Here is an 18,883-nt window from a genome sequence, read left to right as displayed (position 1 = left end):
ACCCAACTATGATTTGCTGCTGCATTAGGCATTAGCCACCAGGTAGAGTGTATTCAAGGAATTCAGTCAAGAATAATCCTACTTGTGGTAAGCTTCATAGGATTTACGCACCAATGTCAAAGGATGCAAGGTTTTTACATTTGCTCCGTGGCCAATTTGTAAACGGCATGTTCCACATTCCGAAACAACGGTATCACGACCACTCTCTTTAATCGTTTTGAATAAGCCTGAGCCGATCTCCATGGAAATATCATATTTGTCGTCTTTAAAACCATAATTACCCGAAATGCCACAACAACCAGCATCTGCATCTTGCACATCAAGCCCTGGAATTAAAGCTAACAACTCGACTCCCGGTAACCCCATACCTTGCGCTCTTAAATGACAAGGAGCATGATACATATATTTTTCATTTAATGTGCCAAAGTTTGTATTCAAACGTCCTTGATCATGAAGATCCAGTAAAAATTCATCTGCATCATATAAATGTTTTGCATATTCTGCCACGCCTTCAATATGGAACAGTTCCTGATATTCTTGTTTCAACATCAAACCGCAGCTGGTGCAGCAAGTAATGATCGGATATCCTTTATCTGTCCATTTCTTGAGGATTTGAACATTCTGTTTTGCATTTTCTTCTGCTTCATCCAAAAATCCGTTTACTACTAATGGAGAACCGCAGCAAACAAACCCTTCTTCTACGATCACTTCCAATTTATTGGCTTGCATAACAGCTACAAAATCCATGCCAACTTGGGGATCGTTGTAATTAATAAAGCAGCCAGGATAAAATACAACCTTATCCGGGTAACTGGTTTGTTTCAGATTTTTAAACAATTTGCTAAAAGATTTTGATGCATATGCCGGCAATGGCGCCTTATCAGAGATACCAATCTTTTTCAATATGCCCCGACTCATTTTCATTCCAAAATTAGCCATACCTGGAGTAGCAGCACTCAATTTAGCCATTTTTTCGCCATGAGATAAAATCCAATCCCGTAAGCTGCGTTTACGATTCTTAAAATATTTAGCTCGAGCTAACATATTAAGCGTTGAAATAGGAACACCAGAAGGACATGACATATCACAATTCTTGCAATTAGAACAATACTCCAAAGAAGGTTCTATGTCATCTTGTGATAATCTCATTCTTTCTAAGGTAGGACCAACCATTTTAGGCCCACGAAACTTCCGAGTCGCAGCTGTTACCGGGCAATTGGCAATACACACCGTACAAGCTGTACAGCTATCTGGATTATTATGATGTTTCTTCATTATTTTTTCTCCCCTTACACTGACATAGCCGCTTGATAACCTGACGCAATTGCTACACCATTCCCTGATTTCTCAAAGCTGAAATCATAGCCGCGCAGATTACGTCCCGCAACAAAAACATTATTTAGTAGCACTTTGCCGTTGGCATCAAGAGGACGCATTTTTTCGTCAACATCTAAACCAAGTTTCGCAAAAGGCTGTGCTTCACTGGAGAATAAAGAATAATTCGCCCACAATTCATGATCCGTTGGAGCCTCTACTGGTAAATTGAAAATAGGCTCGATCACCTTACCTGGCTCTGCAAGCAGACCACCGCCATAGAAACCGCCATTTGCTAAAATAAAGGATTTAGCATAGTAGGTACGTTCCCGATCCACACCTTCTGTGATCACTGCCACGCATTTGCCGTCTTCCACAATGGATTTTGCTACAATAGCTTGTTCTACAATTCGTACGCCATTTTTCTTCAGATATCGTACTAACATGGTACGCAGGCGCAAACCAGTAATAGACGGAGGCACAGAAGCTGTTTCTACGAAATGACACCCTAAAGCTTTTTCTAATTTTTCTTTAACTGCATAGCTCGGACGAGTCCCTAATATAGGCGGAATGATAACCACACTACCGGAATCAATCACGTTACGCATTTTTTCAATGCAGCTTGCAAGACCTTCCTCTGTATCTAACCAACGAGCCACATCCAGAGCAGTAACATCGCGGCCTTCAGATAATTTTGGATCAATCATCACGACTTCATACTCTTTTTGCGCAAATGCAGGAATCTTTTTAAAGTTTTTAGCTATTAAGCTAGGATAAAAATCCTTTAATGCATCAAAACCCAATACAGTTACTTTGTCTGCTTTTTTAAGTTCTGTTGTGTCCATTGTTCTTGGAACAAGGCAAGTTGGTTTTAATGTACCAGCAGCAGTCGGTATCCATTGCGTTTTGTCTAGATTTCCGATATAGGAATATCCTTCTTGCTCGCAAATTTCTTTAAAGAAGCGAATGGATTCTTCGATTGCCGGCCGACCAATTTTTTTGTACGGATGTCCAGCGCCGACTTGCAGCAGACCCGCACTTGGAGTAGCTGCTGGTATGCCGCCTTCCAAATATCCCATTACATCAACGATGCCGCCTCCAATGGTTAAAGTTCCTGAACCTAAAGACAATAGTGTTACTTTCTTGCCGCGTTTTGTCGCTGCTGCCGCCGCCATTAAACCTGCTAAGCCGCCGCCAATTACTACAATATCATATTCCCTCATTGTCAATCGCTCCATTTATGTTTAAAGTTCCTTCATAAATTCCCCGGGTCAGTTCCATTTCACGCATGACATTGCCCCACAAAATAGGACGAATCCCTTTCCAGCGGCCTTGCAGGAATTCTTTAAATAACACATTGGTATCTTTGCCCCATGACAATCCATTTGCGTCCACTGCGCCTACACTGCGGAATGTGCAGAAAGCTCCCTGGCAAGTTCCCATCCCCATACGAGTCTTACGACGAACATCACTAATCATATAGCTGGTACTGTCAGCTGCCGCTTCTTCCACTTCAGCCATAGTTACATTTTCACACTCACACAATAATTGGCGTTTTTCCGGTTTTTCCTGTATACGGGCAATTACCTTTTCCAAGCCTTCTGAACCTAATCGTGAAGCAGCAAGTTCAGCACCATAAGCAGGAAAGTATAAGCGAGCTTTCGCCATCAGTGCTGGAGAAGTATCCTCAACAAGGTTTTCTACCGCCGTACGACAAGGTGTTTTGACATTCAAGTAACCGCATACTAAATCCGTTACCTTTTCTGCCATTAAGCGATAGGTGGTGAATTTTCCTCCTACTACGCTGACAAAGCCCTTTAATCCGTCATGAGCATGATCAAGAGTCACAAAACCACGAGATGCACCGCGGCCTGTTGCATTTGGATCAGCACTATACAGTGGTCTGGTTCCGGCAAAAGCTCTGAGCATACGATAACTCCTAATGTCTTCAAATAAAGCTTCCCCAATATTTAAGAGTTCTACTACTTCTTTTGCATTCGGCACCGTATCATCTGGCTTGTTTACTGATGCAGATGTTGTACCTAAAATCGTAATAGAACCGTGGGGAACAAAAATGTCTCCGTCGGAAGCCGGACGCAAACGATTCACGATACGGCTGGTAATACGATGATTAAAAGCAATTAAAGTCCCTCTATCCGGCTGCACATTTACGTTAATCCCTGCCAAAGCAGCAATTTCCCCAGCCCAGGAGCCAGCAGCACTGACAATGAAATCACAAGCAATATTGCTGACTTCACCAGTTAACGTGTTGCGAACTTTAATGCCTACAACTTGATTATTGCTGTGTTCAATACCCACAACTGTGGTATACGTTAGTACCCGTCCGCCATATTTACGGGCAGACGCTACATTTTGCCAAACCATACGAAAACCATCGATGGCCGCATCCGGCACCCGATATACAGACTTAATTTTGGGACTCAGATTGGGTTCTAAACGAAGAGCCTCCTCTACCGAAATGGGAATAGTAGGAATCCCTACTTTTGCGCATGCCTCCACCCATTTTCCTTCAAATGCCTCATCATCTAAATGAGTTCGGGCAAAAAAACCTTCCGTTTGCTCTACACAATGTCTGCCAATTTTACGCAAAATGGTATTTTCCTCAATACATTCTTTGCCTGCCTCGGCATCTTTTACCGCATAACGACCACCGCTATGCAAAAGTCCATGATAACGTGAGCTGGTGCCATAGGCTAAATCCTGCTGCTCAAGAAGAATTGCATCAACTCCCCGCATGCATAAATCACGCAGAATACCAACCCCTGTGGCACCGCCACCAATTACTACAACTGTCGTCTTTTGCATCTCAATCCCCCTTCTAGAAATAAAATAATGAAATAGAGCTTACCTGCACCTGTGTTTAACCGCAGAGGCGCAGAGAACACAGAGAAAAATAGATAGATATAAAAATATCCCTCAGTGCGCTCTGCGCCTCTGCGGTTACCTGTATTCTTTCCGCGCTTCCCATAATTATAGACTATACCTGAGAATCAGGAAAAGCAAATATGATCCCTTTGTATCCGTTTGATCGAACACAAAGGGATCTCTTATCTCAGCCCTTTTATAGCTATTAAATTGGATTTAGTCTTCCCAGTCCATAGCGCGTTTAACCGCTTTTTGCCAACCTTTGTATAATGTTGCACTTTGTGCAGCATCCATGGTAGGCTCGAAACGATTGTCAAGCTGCCAAGTACTGATCAGCTCTTCCTTGGTTTTCCATACGCCAACAGCCAAACCTGCAAGATAAGCTGCACCAAGAGCAGTCGTTTCAGTCACTTTAGGACGATCCACTGGAACACCTAAGATATCTGCTTGGAATTGCATTAACAAGTTATTAGCAACAGCGCCGCCATCTACTTTTAACGCTTGCAATTTAATGCCGGAATCAGCTTCCATTGCACTTAAAACATCTTTTGTTTGATATGCCATAGAATCTAACGTCGCACGAACAACGTGAGATTTGCTAGTTCCACGGGTCAATCCAAGAATCGCACCGCGAGCTTTCATATCCCAATATGGAGCACCAAGCCCTACGAAAGCAGGTACTACATATACGCCATCAGCATCTTTTACTTTTTTGGCAATATACTCAGAATCAGGAGCAGCTTCTAATAAACGCAAACCATCACGCAACCATTGAATAGCCGATCCAGCAACGAAAATACTGCCTTCTAACGCATAATCTACTTTGCCGTTAAGTCCCCAAGCAATGGTAGTGAGCAAACCATTCTTAGACTCATATACTTTACTGCCTGTGTTCATCAGCATGAAGCAGCCAGTACCGTAGGTATTTTTTGCCATACCAGGTTGGAAGCAAGTTTGACCGAACAACGCAGCCTGTTGGTCACCAGCAGCACCAGAAATAGGCACAGCCGCACCAAAGATAGCAACATCTGTTTGACCATATACTTCACTGGAAGATTTAACTTCTGGCAGTACACATGCTGGTACAGTTAAATATTCAAGAAGTTTTTCATCCCATTTCAATTCGCGAATGTTGTACATGAGTGTACGGGAAGCATTGGAGTAATCAGTAACATGTACTTTTCCGCCAGTCAATTTCCAGATTAGCCAAGTATCAATAGTACCAAACAGCAATTCGCATTTTTCTGCTTTAGCACGAGCACCTTCTACATGATCTAAAATCCATTTTACTTTGGTTCCAGAGAAATATGCATCTACAACTAAACCTGTTTTTTGCTTGAATTCAGCTTCCAGACCTCTGGCTTTTAGATCATTGCAAATATCCATTGTTTGACGAGACTGCCAAACAATCGCATTATAGATTGGTCTGCCAGTGGTTTTATCCCAAACTACCGCAGTTTCACGTTGATTGGTGATACCAATAGCGGAAATATCAGTCGCACTCAGGCCAGCTTGTTGCACAACTAGCCTCATTACTTCAATTTGCGTGCTCCAGATTTCGTCCGCATCATGCTCAACCCAACCAGCTTTAGGGAAAATCTGTGTAAATTCTTTTTGTGCTACTGCAATAATATTAGAATCTTGATCAAATATGATTGCTCTGTTACTTGTCGTACCTGCATCAAGGGCCATTACATATTTTTTTGTCATTTTAAAAGTCACTCCTTTAATATTTCAAGATCTTTACCCTCTTAATAATTTATCTTATACTTATACTCTCCAAGATTTACTAAATAAATGTACTTTAAACAACTAACTTCAATTTAACTATTAAATAAGTCCAAGCGCTTTTGCAATTATGAACGCAGCGCCGCCACCAGCCATAGGAGCTACTACTGGTACCCAAGAATAAGCCCAGTCGGAACCACCTTTACCAGCGATAGGCAAAATAGCATGAGCAATACGAGGGCCAAGATCACGACAAGGGTTCAAAGCATAGCCAGTAGGACCGCAGAAACTCAAACCAACTGCCCAAACGCACAGACCGACCATATAAGTACCGAAGCCACTAGGAAAACCATTAGGGCCAGACACAAATTTGCTACCCATACTAAAGAATACTAAAAATAACATTGTACTTACCAAAAATTCGCAAAGCGCATTGGCACCATAACTACGAATCGCAGGGCTAGTGCAGAACACACCCAGTTTAGCAGCTTTGTCCTCAGTAGCTTCCCAGTGAGGAAGGTATGCTAACCAAACCAGCGCACCAGCAAGAACACCACCAAGAATTTGCACTGCCATTATGCTGAGAGCAACAGGTACCGTATACAAGCCCATTAACATTTTATAAAAAGTAACCGCACAATTCAAATCACCAGTATTACCAATGGCAAGGGACACAGTTACACCTAATATTACTCCCATTGCCCATCCAGTATAAACTACAATAGGTCCACCACCATTACCTTTAGACTTATTCAATGATACGTTAGCTACAACACCGCAACCAAAAGCAAAGAAAATCGCAGATCCAATAAATTCACCTAATAATAAATTTGGCATTAGTCCAATTCCTCCTTAGTTTTTCGAATAGAGTTTTTTCTTTTATTCACCAAACTCTCACCTTTTTATTTCCATAATCACCATCCTTTACCATTAAATATTTAGACAAAAAAGAGAACTCCATTCACGCCTCTATATATACATATTCAGAGGAATAAACGGACTTCTCTTTAATCTCTAGTCCAAAGTTATTTATTTTGAATCCCATAATAGAAAAAAACAACTATCTCTTAATTTATAACTTCTACATCATATTGAAATCTCCTGCTAAATAGACTGAAAATTTTAACATTTTAAAACTAAATTTTTAGTTATTACTTTGTTGCAACATTCATGTATTTAAACTATCAAGCGGATTCTTTTTCTCTATGTTGTTATACTTCTACACAGCAGTTAAAACTCCTGCTAAATAAACTGAATTTATCATATTATTTAATATTTTTTTAAAATGTGTTTTTTATACGGTGATAATGGGCTCTATCTTTTTACTTGTCATTAACCATAATATCATCCCATAAATCCCGCCGACTGGTACTCACTGCCGAAATTCCTCTTTCTATCGCATGATTCACATCTTCCTTGGTGCGTATTAAGCCACCGGCTAAAATTGGCAGACCTGTTTCACGAACTAGTTCCTGTACTGCACTTTCAGGCACCGATCCGGGTAATATTTCAATGGCATCCGGTTTAAAATTACGCACTAAATTCAAACCGGTACGCAATGAATCTGAATCCATTAAGAATAACCGTTGTACCACAATCATTCCTTCGTCCCGTGCAAATCGGCATAGATGGGATTTAGTTGTAATAATGGCGTGAATCCCTAAGCGTGCTAAAAATTTAATGCCTGCTTTGTCTTTACCAATACCATCAAATAGATCTAAGTGCAGAACAATGCGTTTTTTATATTCATTTGCTTGAGAAATAAGCGTTGGTAATGTATTAATATCACCAAAAAGTAATACTACGCTGGGAGAAACCGTATGGGTTAAAGCGATTTTAAAATCTTCCATAGAACGAGCCGACGGAATTACAGGGCCACTGGCTAAAAATTTAAGAACGTCCATTGTCATTTTTCCACTCCATTCCTTTTTATTTATAATTACTTCATTACCATAAGCTCAGACTTTACAAAATGAACTTGAACAGTACTCTAAATTTCAAATTTCGAACGCAGTCACCCTCTAAAGATTTGAAAAACTGATCTAAAAAACTACTATCTAGATTATTAATTCTATGAGTTATAAATTTAACATTATTTACAATATTAGTTTTCATTGTCAACACGAATTTTTTTTCTCTCAACAGTTTCGTCGCTTCATTATACCAAACAAAGAAATTTATTTCTATTATGAATCATCACTTTACAAAAAAATACTAAAAGTTTACTACTAATCATTAAACCTAACTTAAAGATTATATATATATATTCTGGTGTTAGCAAATCAAAAAAATTTAATTTTAACGTTAATGGATTAAAATTTAATTCGGTCTTCAAAGGGTAAGCAATGGAGCACAAATAATTACTAATAGTAAAACAAATAACCTTATACTGAGAGAAAAATAACAACAGCATAAAGCTGCTTTAAAACTACTTTGTGATCTAACTAAGTTCAATTCATCAATATAAATATTATGTTTTTTTATTTGCATTTCCTCTTACCTCAACCAATTCTGTTATGGTATTTTTTTATTCACGGTTTGTACGATTTTACCATTAAATCCCAATTGTTTAAAATGCCTATTCCCCCAAATAAAAGCGATAATGAACGTTAAAATATTACCAGTTCCTACGCATATGAAAATCGGAGTCATATCCTGTATAGCAAAACCAAACAAGGGTAGGCAAAGAGGAGTGCAAGTAATTACCATAAAGATAAAGCAGTTAATTAGATTTGGCATAGGTCTGCCAGTGGCTTGAAAGGACAACGAAATCACAAGAACAGTGGCAGAACAAAGAGTAGTAAATGCCAAAAGTCTGACCTGTTTGACACTCCCATCGACAACTTCCGGCACAGAAGAAAATAACTGAAATAGTTCAGGAGCAAATATAATATATAAAAAAGCAAGTATTGCACAAATTGATATGCACAATATTACATTTACCCGAAATATCTTAGCCGCCCTCATCAAATTTCCCCGTCCGTAATTTTGTCCAATCATTGTAATTGTGGTGGTCGCAATGGCGGTACTCGGAATTACAAATAATTGATCTGTTCTGCTGACTAATACCCATGCATTCATTGCCGCCTGACTTACTGAGCTTACTATATTATTTAATATTCCTGTTGAAATAGTTATTAAAAACATTCCTAAAGAAGCAGGAACAGATATCCATAAGATTTCTTTTATCAACTTTTTATTAGCATTAAATACGTTCCATTTGAAATGAATCGTTGTTTTTCCTCTGACAAACAAAACTGTTAAATAAATCAAACTTAATCCTATAGCTATAGAAGTTGCTAGAGCAGACCCTTTAACTCCCATGTTAAAAATAAAAATTAGAATAGGATTTAAGATAATATTAGTACTTGTTGAAAGAACTGCCCCCCAGCCAATATATTTAGCCAAACCTTCTCCTTGCAGTATACCGCAATAAACGTGTGTTATTAAGAACATTTCCAAACCAGGGAGAATATAATAAAAATATTCTAGTCCATATTTAATTGTTTCCGCCGTTAACTGACTGCCGGCAAAGAAGCGTATTATTTGTTCTCCAAATAGTACACTTAAGACAAAAGTGACAACACCGATTACAATGACCAACAATAATGCCGAATCCCCTATCTTATTAATTACCTCCTCCTTTTTTTCGCCAATCCCTCTTGCTACATGAGAGCTTGTGCCCTGAAATAATCCAAAACATATGTTTAAAAAAAATAAATAAATTGGAAACACCAATCCGACAGCACTAACTAAAGTAGTTGATTGCTTATCAATCATCGAAATAAAATAAGTATCTACAAATAAATAAGTAAAGGATAATAGTTGAGTAACTAGCATGGGAATACTCAATCTTAGTGTTGTGTAGACAATAGGACCATCAAAAATATCCGGATCGGAATTCTTTACGCGTTCACTATTCATTTCAGATGAATCAATTATAGCTTTTAACATTTCTGTCTCCTTTTACAAGCAAAATAGGAACACCCTCCCTTTTTTCAATAAATTATTAGGGAGGGTGCCCATAATTACCAGTTCATCTGTCAAATAACAAAATCTGATTCATACACTTTTCCCACCATTGATCGTTGATTTTTGGAAAATCGACATCAAAGCCTTGTAACGCTGTTTGCAGATTCTCATTGTTAAGTCCCATATTTGTAAAATAATATTTAAATACTCTGGAGCCAGAATCTAATTTTGTAAAAGATCCTACCATGACTGTCTTTACTGAACTTTCCGGCAATTCAATAATATATTGCAAACAACGATCAGCCCATTCTTCAAAAGATATCTTCGATAACCGGCTATTCTTTTTCTTTAGATACGCAAAAAATTCTCTCACCGGAAATGGTTTCATATGGTTCAAATGATATATCTTACCATAGCAATCCTGCTGCCGACTCACTGCTAATATTACCTTACTAACATAGTCAACTGGTACAATATCCATTACGCCTTCATTCCATTCAGGGATTGCGTTTACTTTACTAAAAATTCTTAAAAAATTATGTACCATGTCTTCAGTAACTCCATATCCCGTTTGACTAGATCCTGTAATCTCACCGCACCGGAAAATGGTAATCGGAATACCCCTTTCCTGGACCTGCATGAGATGATGTTCAGAGACCCATTTTGATTGCGCATATCCACTAGTCAAATTCTTGCCTTGCCCCAGCAAAGTTTCCATTTGATGCGTCGGCAACATGATATCGCCATCCATCTGTGAACAAACTGCAATTGTAGACGTAAAATGTATTGGTTTGATCTTCCCGGCTGCTGCAAATTCTATAATTGCTAAGGTCCCATTCACATTCGCATTTCGCAGTGAGTAATAATTTAATATATGGTTGGGAAGCGCTGCACAATGATAAATGGCATCGATGGAATGACTCAATTCGGTATAAATTATTTTTTCTATTCCTAATTGAGACATTGTTATATCCCCTAATACAGGAATAATTCGCGACTGATAATCAGATTGCCACAATGCAAATTTATTTAAATTTTCTTGTATACGCTGCAATCCTAAAGTTGCTGATTCTGCGCGAACAAGACAATATACATTTGCAGAAGTTTGCTGCAGAATTTCATTGCATAGAAAAGCCCCTAACAGTCCAGTTGCCCCAGTCAGAAAAATGTTCTCAGGTAAAGAATTATGCGTAAAGGAAGTTTTTTTCAGGTTTAACATAAAGCTCATAGGCAGCTTCTTATCCATTTCCCATGGCGATAGAAGGATTTTATCCTGATTGGCTACTGACTTTAACTGGTCGATAATACTTTGCAGCGTAAATTCCGAAAAAAACCTTCTGCCATCTAATTGGGTACCTAGTTCCTGCCTTATTTTGTCCAATATCTGAATCCCAGATATGGAATCCATACCATACTCTCTTAATTGACTCTGAGGGTCAATTGCAACATTTGAAGGCAGACCTAACGTATCCTGAACTAACCTGGTAATATACTCCAAAGTATCCTTCGGATTACCTTGCACAAAATCCTCGCTTCTAGATTGTGTTTTTACATTCTCAATTGTAGTTGAAGATTTTTTTTCCTGTTGTAAGAAAAGTTTGTAACGTTCTCTGGTAAAAGGATAAGTTGGCAAACTGATCCGCTGAGGCTTGCTATCCGGATAGAATAATTCCCATTCTATAGGAAGTCCCTTACTCCATACCTCTGCTATCTTTTTCATTTTTCCCTTTGCAACCCACTTATGAAGCAGCTCTTCAAAATCATCATCTGTTCCCAATAACTGAGCAGCAATTCCTTGCTTAGCATCTTCACTAAAATAATTTTCAGCGTTTTCGGTTCCATCGATGAAGCTTTCCAGCTTTTCCATCAGCTCCTTTATGCTTTTGACAATAAAGGCAATTCTGCTTTCCATTGCTTCGCGCCCTACTTGAAGGGTATAGGCCACATCCGCTAAATGAAGGGCAGAATCAGCCGCTGCCCCATCTCTTGCTTTTAGAAATATAAGGAGGTTTCGAGCATAATCATCAAGACGAGCTCTGTTTTTTGCTGATAAAGGCACTATATAAGGTAAATTTTCTTCTGGAGGAATATGTTCCTGCTTAGGAACATATTCCTCCAGGACTACATGTGCATTAATCCCGCTAAATCCGTAGCCATTGATGCTGGCACGCCGAGGCAAACTGCTGCCATAAATATTCTTTAACGCACTCCACTCATAGTTGCCCGCAGCAATTTGAAACGGACTCCCTTCTAAAGAAATATGATCGGATAAAGTAGTAAATCCAGCAATACCCGGAATTATCCTATTGCGCATAGCTGAAATGACTTTTATCAATGCAGCCATTCCTGAAGCTACTTCTGCATTGCCAATGCATGGCTTCAAACTGCCGATATGACATACGTGCTGATTTTTCACATGTTGTAAAGTTTGCCGTGCCACAAGTTCCTGATAACCTGCTTTCAATGCATCAACTTCAATACCATCTCCTAAGAGAGATGCAATCCCGTGAGCTTCGATGTAAGACACTGTCCGCGGATCAATTTTTGCTGCTTGGTATGCCTGGATCATAGCTGCTTTCATTCCGTTTGCATTCGGAGCAGTTAAAGACATCCCTTTGCCGCCATGAGAAACACCCGTTCCCTTCACGACTGCAAAAATTTGATCCTTGTCTTTAATCGCTTGTCGCAAGGGTTTTATAATGAGTACACCGACTCCTTCGCTCCTCGCATATCCATTAGCATCCGACTGAAATGATTTTGCCTTTCCTTCCGGGCTGAGATACCCTAATGAATCAAGACCAATAAATCCTAAAGGTGAAAGCAGTAAATTGACAGCACCTACAATGGCCTGTTCACATTCATTATTTTGAATAGCTTGTACTGCCCGATGCAACGCTACAAGCGTGGAGGAACACGCTGTATCGCAATATTCGCTGGGACCTTGCAAATCTAAGGCATAGGAAATGCGGGCAGGAAGCACTGTCGGCGTAGTAGATGTTAGTGCCAAACTGTTATTCTGCATCGACACCGAATCCGTATATTCACTGGGACATGCTGCGATAAAGACTCCCGTAGATTTCTTTGACATTTCTTTTGGGGTAATCCCTGCATCTTCCATGGCCCGCCAGACAAATGTCATGAGCATACGCTGTTTAGGATCCATGCTTTCAGCTTCTTTAGGCGAAATTTTAAAAAATAATGAGTCAAACTCATCAATCTCCGTAATAAAGCCGCCCCATTTTATTTTAGTTTTATTTACTTCTTTGGCAGCGTCTCCATAAAATTTCTGCCAGTCCCAGCGCTCTTTTGGAATCTCAGCAATACAATCCCTGCCTTCCACAATATTTCCCCATAATTCATGCACATCTTCAGCCATAGGAAATTTACCGCTCATACCTACAATTGCTATAGAACCCTGCTGTTTTATATCCTCAGTATCCTCTCTCCTTCTAGCAAATCTGATTCTTTGAAATTTTGGACCCACTACTGCTTTATTTTCTGTAGAGCGCTTTTGCTCCATAGGCTGCCAAACAGCTTCTTCTTTATAGAATTCATCCATGATATTATGATGGTCAGTTACAAAATACTGTGTCAGTTTTTCAATCGTAGAATATCCAAAGAATAGTGTTGCTGTCACTTCAATTCCATAATGGCTGCGCAATAAGGCAGCAAGTTGCGTCAGACTAATGGAATCGAAGCCAAAGTCTGCCAGGTTTTCTTCTTTATCCAGCTTATTGAACGGAATCTTCAGCAATTGGCTGATATATTCTTTCAAATCCCATTCAACACACTGTTCCAGATTTAAGCCTTTCATTTCTGGACGTCTTCCTCTCGACGGCGAATTAAGGCTTAAGAGGGAAAGAGAAACATCATCATGAGTTAAACCTAAAAAACGTTTTATTCGACTGGGCTGCCCCACTAATACTAACTGCTGGATTGTACTTTGGGACAGAATGCAGTCAAACATAACCGTACCTTCTTCGGCTTCTAAAAAACGCTGGCCGCTGGATTTTAAATAAAGTTTGCTGTTCTCTTCCTCACCGACTCCCATTCCTCCATCCTTCCATAAAGGCCAGTTTATCACCAGACTCTTGCCATATCCCTTTCCCTCCAGCTGCTTTTCCTGCCGATAGTGAGCATACGCCATCTGAAAACGATTGCCGATGGCATAGTCACAAGAACCAAAATCTCCTAGGATGGCAGATGAAGAGGAAAAATAGCACATAAAATGAAGTGCCACTTCCTGAAGCACTTCATCCAGCACCAGAGTGCCTTTAATTTTCGGTTCTATTATCTTCTTAAATCCTGCCAGGTCTTTTTCAAATAGACTTTGGCTGCCTGCCAGCCCCGCTGCATGAATCACTCCATGGATCTCACCATATTTTGCTTTCGCCTGTGCCAAAGCGCTTCTCATACTGCTTACATCGCAGCTGTCTGCCTGCAAGTATAGGGCATGGCTGCCTAGTGCTTCTAATTCATGAATTTTTGCCTGCTTCTTTGCATCCAGAGCTGATCTGCCTGTTAGGATTAGATTGACGGCATGGGTTTTGGCAAAGTGCCTGGCAAATAGAAAACCCAGTCCTCCGCACCCTCCTGTTATGAGATAGGTTCCTCCTGCCTGTAAAAGGCTGCTGCCTGTCTCTAGAAATGTTTCCTGAATCTGGTATACATATCGTTTTCCCTCTTGGTAGAAAACGCTTTGGAGTTTCTCGGTCTGCAGTTCTGACCAGAGTTTGGTCAACCAATCTTCCATGGTCGATTTCGCATCTGGGCCGCTGCTTTTTTGATACGTCACAGCTACTTGCGTATTGGGCAAAACAAGCCCTAAAGAGCGTTCAAAACCAACCCAGGAATCCAGATAGCAGCGTTCCAGCCCTGTTTCAAACTGCGCTCCCAGCAAGACTCGTCCGGCTTTTAGTTTTACGGCAGCAATACTTTGCAGCAGATACACAATGACGGAATAGTCTTCAATACATGTGGCATCTTCTATTGTCCACAGATAGAGCATCCCGTCTATCTCGCCGTAATCTTCCCGGATGCTTTGAAATGCTTGTTCATAGGTAGAGGGGTCTTTGCGGGAAATGGGGTAGATGGTATGGGAGGATGCTGTATGATTTGGATGTTGAGAGATGAAGAGTATTCTTGTTTGCGGATCAAGGGTTTGAATCTCTTCTGCTGCCTTGTTTTGATTTTCTACATTGGACAAAAAACAAACCAGTGTTCTGATCTTAACAGGTCCACGATTTGACAAAGCTTGCTCCTGCCAGGTTTCTTCAAATGTCATCATTTCAAAAGCTTCCTGTTTTTTAGAAGCTGCGGGGGTTTGTCTTAACTCCTCTACAGAATCGCCAGACGTGCTTTCTTCTGTATCCCCTTGCATTTCCAAACCTTTCATACGAATGCAAACCTTACCCTGAGTGTCGCACAGATCAATATCTAATTTTTGTAATGTATCAGCAGCACTGCCTTCACTGTAACGAAGCCAAGCCCACATGGCAGGCGAACAAGGGCCAAGAATTTCAAGCTCCTGCAAGGCAACTGGCAGCATTAATCTGCGGTCTTCTGAATTCAATATAAAACCGATTGTTGCTTGCATTCCAGCATTCAGCAGGCTGGGATGCAGCATAAATTGCGATTGGGTCTCTGCTATGCAGGAAGGCATCACTAGCTTTGCCAATACTTGGCCTCTTCCGACATATACAAATTCCATTCCCCGGTATTCCGGACCATAATTAAATCCGGCATTTCTTAATGCCTCATAACACTGGCTGGCATTGAAATGGTTCCTGCACTGCTCTTGAATAGCAGCCAAGTCCAATTCTATATTTTCTGCAGAAACATCACTAAATACAGCAGTTCCTTGGCTGTATATGATAGTTTCTTCCTCTCTGCCCCCGGGCTGGCTATAGACTTCAAAGATAATTTCGCTGCTGTTCTCAGGTATTAGTCCAATATGTACTTCAAGCAAAGATTCATCTACAGCAACAGGAAACATCCACCTGATATTGGTAATCAAAATTTTCTGTCCTTCTTGCAGCCTTCCAGCAGCCTGCTGTAAAGCCTCTCGCACCATTTCAAGGCAAGCAGCCTCCGGCAGTACTCTAAATCCTTTAACATGATTCACGAAGAAGGTTTCTTTCCCCGAAAATTTAGAGGTAAAACGCTGCTCCGTTAAATCCGATGTATTCTGATGAAGCAGAGGATGAAGCATTAGTGCATTTCCAGTATGAGTCAGAATATGATTGACAGCCGTTGTTTCAAATTCAGGTACCCAATATCTTTCTTTAGCAAAAGGATACGTGGGCAGACTGATTCTTCGAGGCCTTGCTTTTCCATATAACTTTTTCCAGTCAATGATTAGCCCTTTCACCCAAACCTCGAGAAGCTTCGTATATTTTCCTTTTCTCATCCAAGAATCAATCATAACTGCCATATCTTCATCCGGACCTAAAGCAGCCAATATTTCCTTATTGCGCTTATTTTGCCCTCGGTACAAATTTTCAATATCCTCATCTCTTTCCAAAAAGCGACCCAATTTTTCTTCCAGTTCTTTAATAGAATTCACTGCAATCGCCAAGCGTTCATCCATTGTTTCCCGGCCAATTTGCAGCGTATAAGCTATCTCCGCCAGATTTGCATCAAAGAACCTGACTTCCTTTATCATAAGCAGCAATTGTCTCACCTTTTCCAAAAGACGCTCTTCATTTTTGGCTGATAATACAATCATAGCTGGATGCTGCTGTGAAATCAGATTTATAACCGGATTTTGATCCTCTGGGATATATTCTTCTATCACAACATGAGCATTTGATCCTCCCGCGCCAAAAGATGAAATACCTGCAATTCTCGGATGCTCTTCTGTTTTTCCATGTATGTTAATCAACGGTCTTTTCCATTCTGCAAGTTCTTGCTGAACAAAGAATGGCGTATTGTTAAAATCAATATTCGGGTTTAATGTTTTGGAGTGTAATGATGGTACTAGCTGGCGATATTTAAGCTGCAGCAATACTTTAGTCACTCCTGCAATGCCGGCTGCACTTTCGCAATGCCCAATATTTGATTTGGCAGATCCAATTGCACAAAATTGTTTGTCTTTGGTATGCTCTTTAAAAAATTTACTCAGTCCTGCTATTTCAATAGGATCTCCTAAAGAAGTTCCCGTACCGTGTGCTTCAATATAGCTGATCATTCTGGGGTTGATTCCTGTTTCAGCAAAAGCCTGACCAATAACCCGAGCTTGCGCATTGGGATTAGGAACTGTATAGCCATTCGTTTTCCCGCCATGATTGATTGCTGTTGCTTTAATAATTCCATATATATTATCACCATCAGCAATGGCTTGCGTCAGCGGTTTGAGCAGTACAGCACCAACTCCTTCACCGGGCACATAGCCATCGCCGCCCTGACCGAAGCTTTCACACCTTCCCTTGCTTGAAATAAACTTTCCTTGTCCCAGCATCAGATATTTGTTGGGATGAATTGAGACATTTACACCACCTGCAATTGCAATTTCACATCCTCCTTGCTGCAAACTTTGGCATGCTAAATGAATTGCTGTCAAAGAAGAAGAACACATCGTGTCAATAGCCATACTAGGTCCATGAAAATTAAAGAAGTAGGATACTCGATTGGCAACCGACGATGGATTTCCGCTAAGAGCAATGGGTCTTCCCTGGATTTGTTCCTGAGCACCGTAAAGCTGATACTCTTCATACATCACTCCTACATAAACTCCTACGTTTCCTTCAACATTAAAATTCTCTTTTAATCCAAGGTCTTGCCTGGTATATCCTGCATCTTCCAGGGTTTCAAATACACATTGCAGGAACAATCGTTCCTGGGGATCAATAAATTGAGCTTCCCGCGGCGAAATATTAAAGAAAAGAGGATCGAATTGGTCTACTCCCTCTAAAAAACCACCCCATTTACCATAGGTTTTACCAAGTTTATTCTTGTCTTCATCAAAATATAAACTATGATCCCAGCGATCTTTAGGAATTTCTGTAATACAATCCTTGCCATCCCGCAAGTTTCTCCAATATTCCTGAAGATTTCTTGCACCAGGATAACGTCCAGAAACGCCAATGATCGCAACATCCACCCCCGCTGCTGCTTTTTGCCGAATGCTGCCTTCACTAAACTCTGGAGTACGCAGCTTCCTGGGACTTCTAAACAACGAGTTTTTCTTTTCTGCACCAGCACTGCTGTCAGATTTAGCCGAAATGGCAGTACCGTATTCCACATTTAAAATTTTGATCAGCTCAGTGCGATAAGCGGCAAGGAAGTAGTCAGTTATCTGGTGGAGACTCTCATATTCAAAAAATAATGTTTTTGGCAAAGAACCAAATATTTTTTCTAACTCATTGGTTAACTGCATAACCATAATCGAATCGATCCCGTATTTTTCCATTTGCGCATTTTCGTCTATTCGATGCACCGGAAGCTTAAGAACAGAAGATAATTGCTGTTTGAAATAACGTATTGCTTTTTCCTTCAGCAGCTCTTCTTCAAATTCTGTCATTACTTTGCTTTTCTCAGTTATCGAATGTGATAATTCTTTTGCTTGTATCTGACCAGCAAGCATATCGTAATGTTCATTAACCAAATACTCGGCAAAGCTCTGTATGGTTAATTGTGTATAAAATATGCTTGGAAGCAGTTCAAGCTTATAGTCCTGATTTAACCGATCTGCTAATGCAGCCAGCATAACCTGATCCAGTCCGTTTTCATTCCACTGGGCCTCTAGATCAATATCTTCAATTGTTACCCTGGATAATTCAGATGCCCTCTGCAGCAAAACAGTCTGTATTCCCTCTATCAGAGTGGCAGTATTAGTCTTAGATAACGCATGATTTTCTAAGATGGGAAGTATGTGTTGCTGGGTCTGCTTTGCTTTATGCTCTTGAATCTGCCTTATTGCATCTTCTCGGCTTATTTTTTTATCTTTTATCTGCTTATATAAAGACGATAATTGACTCTCCAT

The 18,883-nt window shown here is 40.2% G+C and carries 8 protein-coding genes; all 8 read right to left on the bottom strand.

Annotated elements, in window-relative coordinates:
* Window positions 1-78: 78 nt before the first annotated feature.
* The 8 genes from JBW_RS04355 to JBW_RS04320 all read right to left on the bottom strand — a co-directional run bounded on the left by JBW_RS04355 (window position 79) and on the right by JBW_RS04320 (window position 18,883).
* Entirely contained in the window at window positions 79-1,275 is a 1,197-nt protein-coding gene (locus JBW_RS04355; protein WP_007932238.1) for an anaerobic glycerol-3-phosphate dehydrogenase subunit C, read from the bottom strand.
* A gap of 14 nt (window positions 1,276-1,289) precedes the next feature.
* Complete coding sequence (gene glpB, locus JBW_RS04350) at window positions 1,290-2,552, bottom strand: anaerobic glycerol-3-phosphate dehydrogenase subunit GlpB (protein WP_235334136.1); 1,263 nt, start codon at window positions 2,550-2,552, stop codon at window positions 1,290-1,292.
* Window positions 2,524-4,140, bottom strand: a complete 1,617-nt coding sequence (glpA, locus tag JBW_RS04345; RefSeq protein WP_007954581.1) for an anaerobic glycerol-3-phosphate dehydrogenase subunit GlpA — start codon at window positions 4,138-4,140, stop codon at window positions 2,524-2,526. The genes glpB and glpA overlap by 29 nt, the downstream gene beginning before the upstream one ends.
* A 276-nt stretch (window positions 4,141-4,416) precedes the next feature.
* Complete coding sequence (gene glpK / locus JBW_RS04340) at window positions 4,417-5,910, bottom strand: glycerol kinase GlpK (protein ID WP_007932247.1); 1,494 nt, start codon at window positions 5,908-5,910, stop codon at window positions 4,417-4,419.
* 120 nt (window positions 5,911-6,030) lie between these two features.
* Window positions 6,031-6,765 (bottom strand): MIP/aquaporin family protein, encoded by a 735-nt coding sequence (locus JBW_RS04335; protein ID WP_007954583.1) that lies wholly within the window; start codon window positions 6,763-6,765, stop codon window positions 6,031-6,033.
* A gap of 485 nt (window positions 6,766-7,250) precedes the next feature.
* Window positions 7,251-7,838 carry a glycerol-3-phosphate responsive antiterminator gene (locus JBW_RS04330; RefSeq protein WP_007954584.1) on the bottom strand — a complete coding sequence of 196 codons (588 nt, stop codon included), beginning with the start codon at window positions 7,836-7,838 and terminating at the stop codon, window positions 7,251-7,253.
* A 604-nt stretch (window positions 7,839-8,442) separates the two neighbouring features.
* Window positions 8,443-9,882 carry an MATE family efflux transporter gene (locus JBW_RS04325; protein WP_007954586.1) on the bottom strand — a complete coding sequence of 480 codons (1,440 nt, stop codon included), beginning with the start codon at window positions 9,880-9,882 and terminating at the stop codon, window positions 8,443-8,445.
* 82 nt (window positions 9,883-9,964) lie between these two features.
* Complete coding sequence (locus JBW_RS04320; protein WP_007954587.1) at window positions 9,965-18,883, bottom strand: thioester reductase domain-containing protein; 8,919 nt, start codon at window positions 18,881-18,883, stop codon at window positions 9,965-9,967.

This window comes from Pelosinus fermentans JBW45 (genome assembly GCF_000271665.2).
Taxonomy (GTDB): Bacteria; Bacillota; Negativicutes; order DSM-13327; family DSM-13327; genus Pelosinus; species Pelosinus baikalensis.
This window is presented reverse-complemented; position numbering and strand designations above follow the sequence as displayed.

Coding starts and splice junctions, on each gene's coding strand:
- glpB (WP_235334136.1), bottom strand. CDS start 2,552: ATGGAGCGATTGACAATGAGGGAATATGATATTGTAGTAATTGGCGGC.
- JBW_RS04325 (WP_007954586.1), bottom strand. CDS start 9,882: ATGTTAAAAGCTATAATTGATTCATCTGAAATGAATAGTGAACGCGTA.
- JBW_RS04320 (WP_007954587.1), bottom strand. CDS start 18,883: ATGGAGAGTCAATTATCGTCTTTATATAAGCAGATAAAAGATAAAAAA.
- glpA (WP_007954581.1), bottom strand. CDS start 4,140: ATGCAAAAGACGACAGTTGTAGTAATTGGTGGCGGTGCCACAGGGGTT.
- JBW_RS04330 (WP_007954584.1), bottom strand. CDS start 7,838: ATGACAATGGACGTTCTTAAATTTTTAGCCAGTGGCCCTGTAATTCCG.
- JBW_RS04335 (WP_007954583.1), bottom strand. CDS start 6,765: ATGCCAAATTTATTATTAGGTGAATTTATTGGATCTGCGATTTTCTTT.
- JBW_RS04355 (WP_007932238.1), bottom strand. CDS start 1,275: ATGAAGAAACATCATAATAATCCAGATAGCTGTACAGCTTGTACGGTG.
- glpK (WP_007932247.1), bottom strand. CDS start 5,910: ATGACAAAAAAATATGTAATGGCCCTTGATGCAGGTACGACAAGTAAC.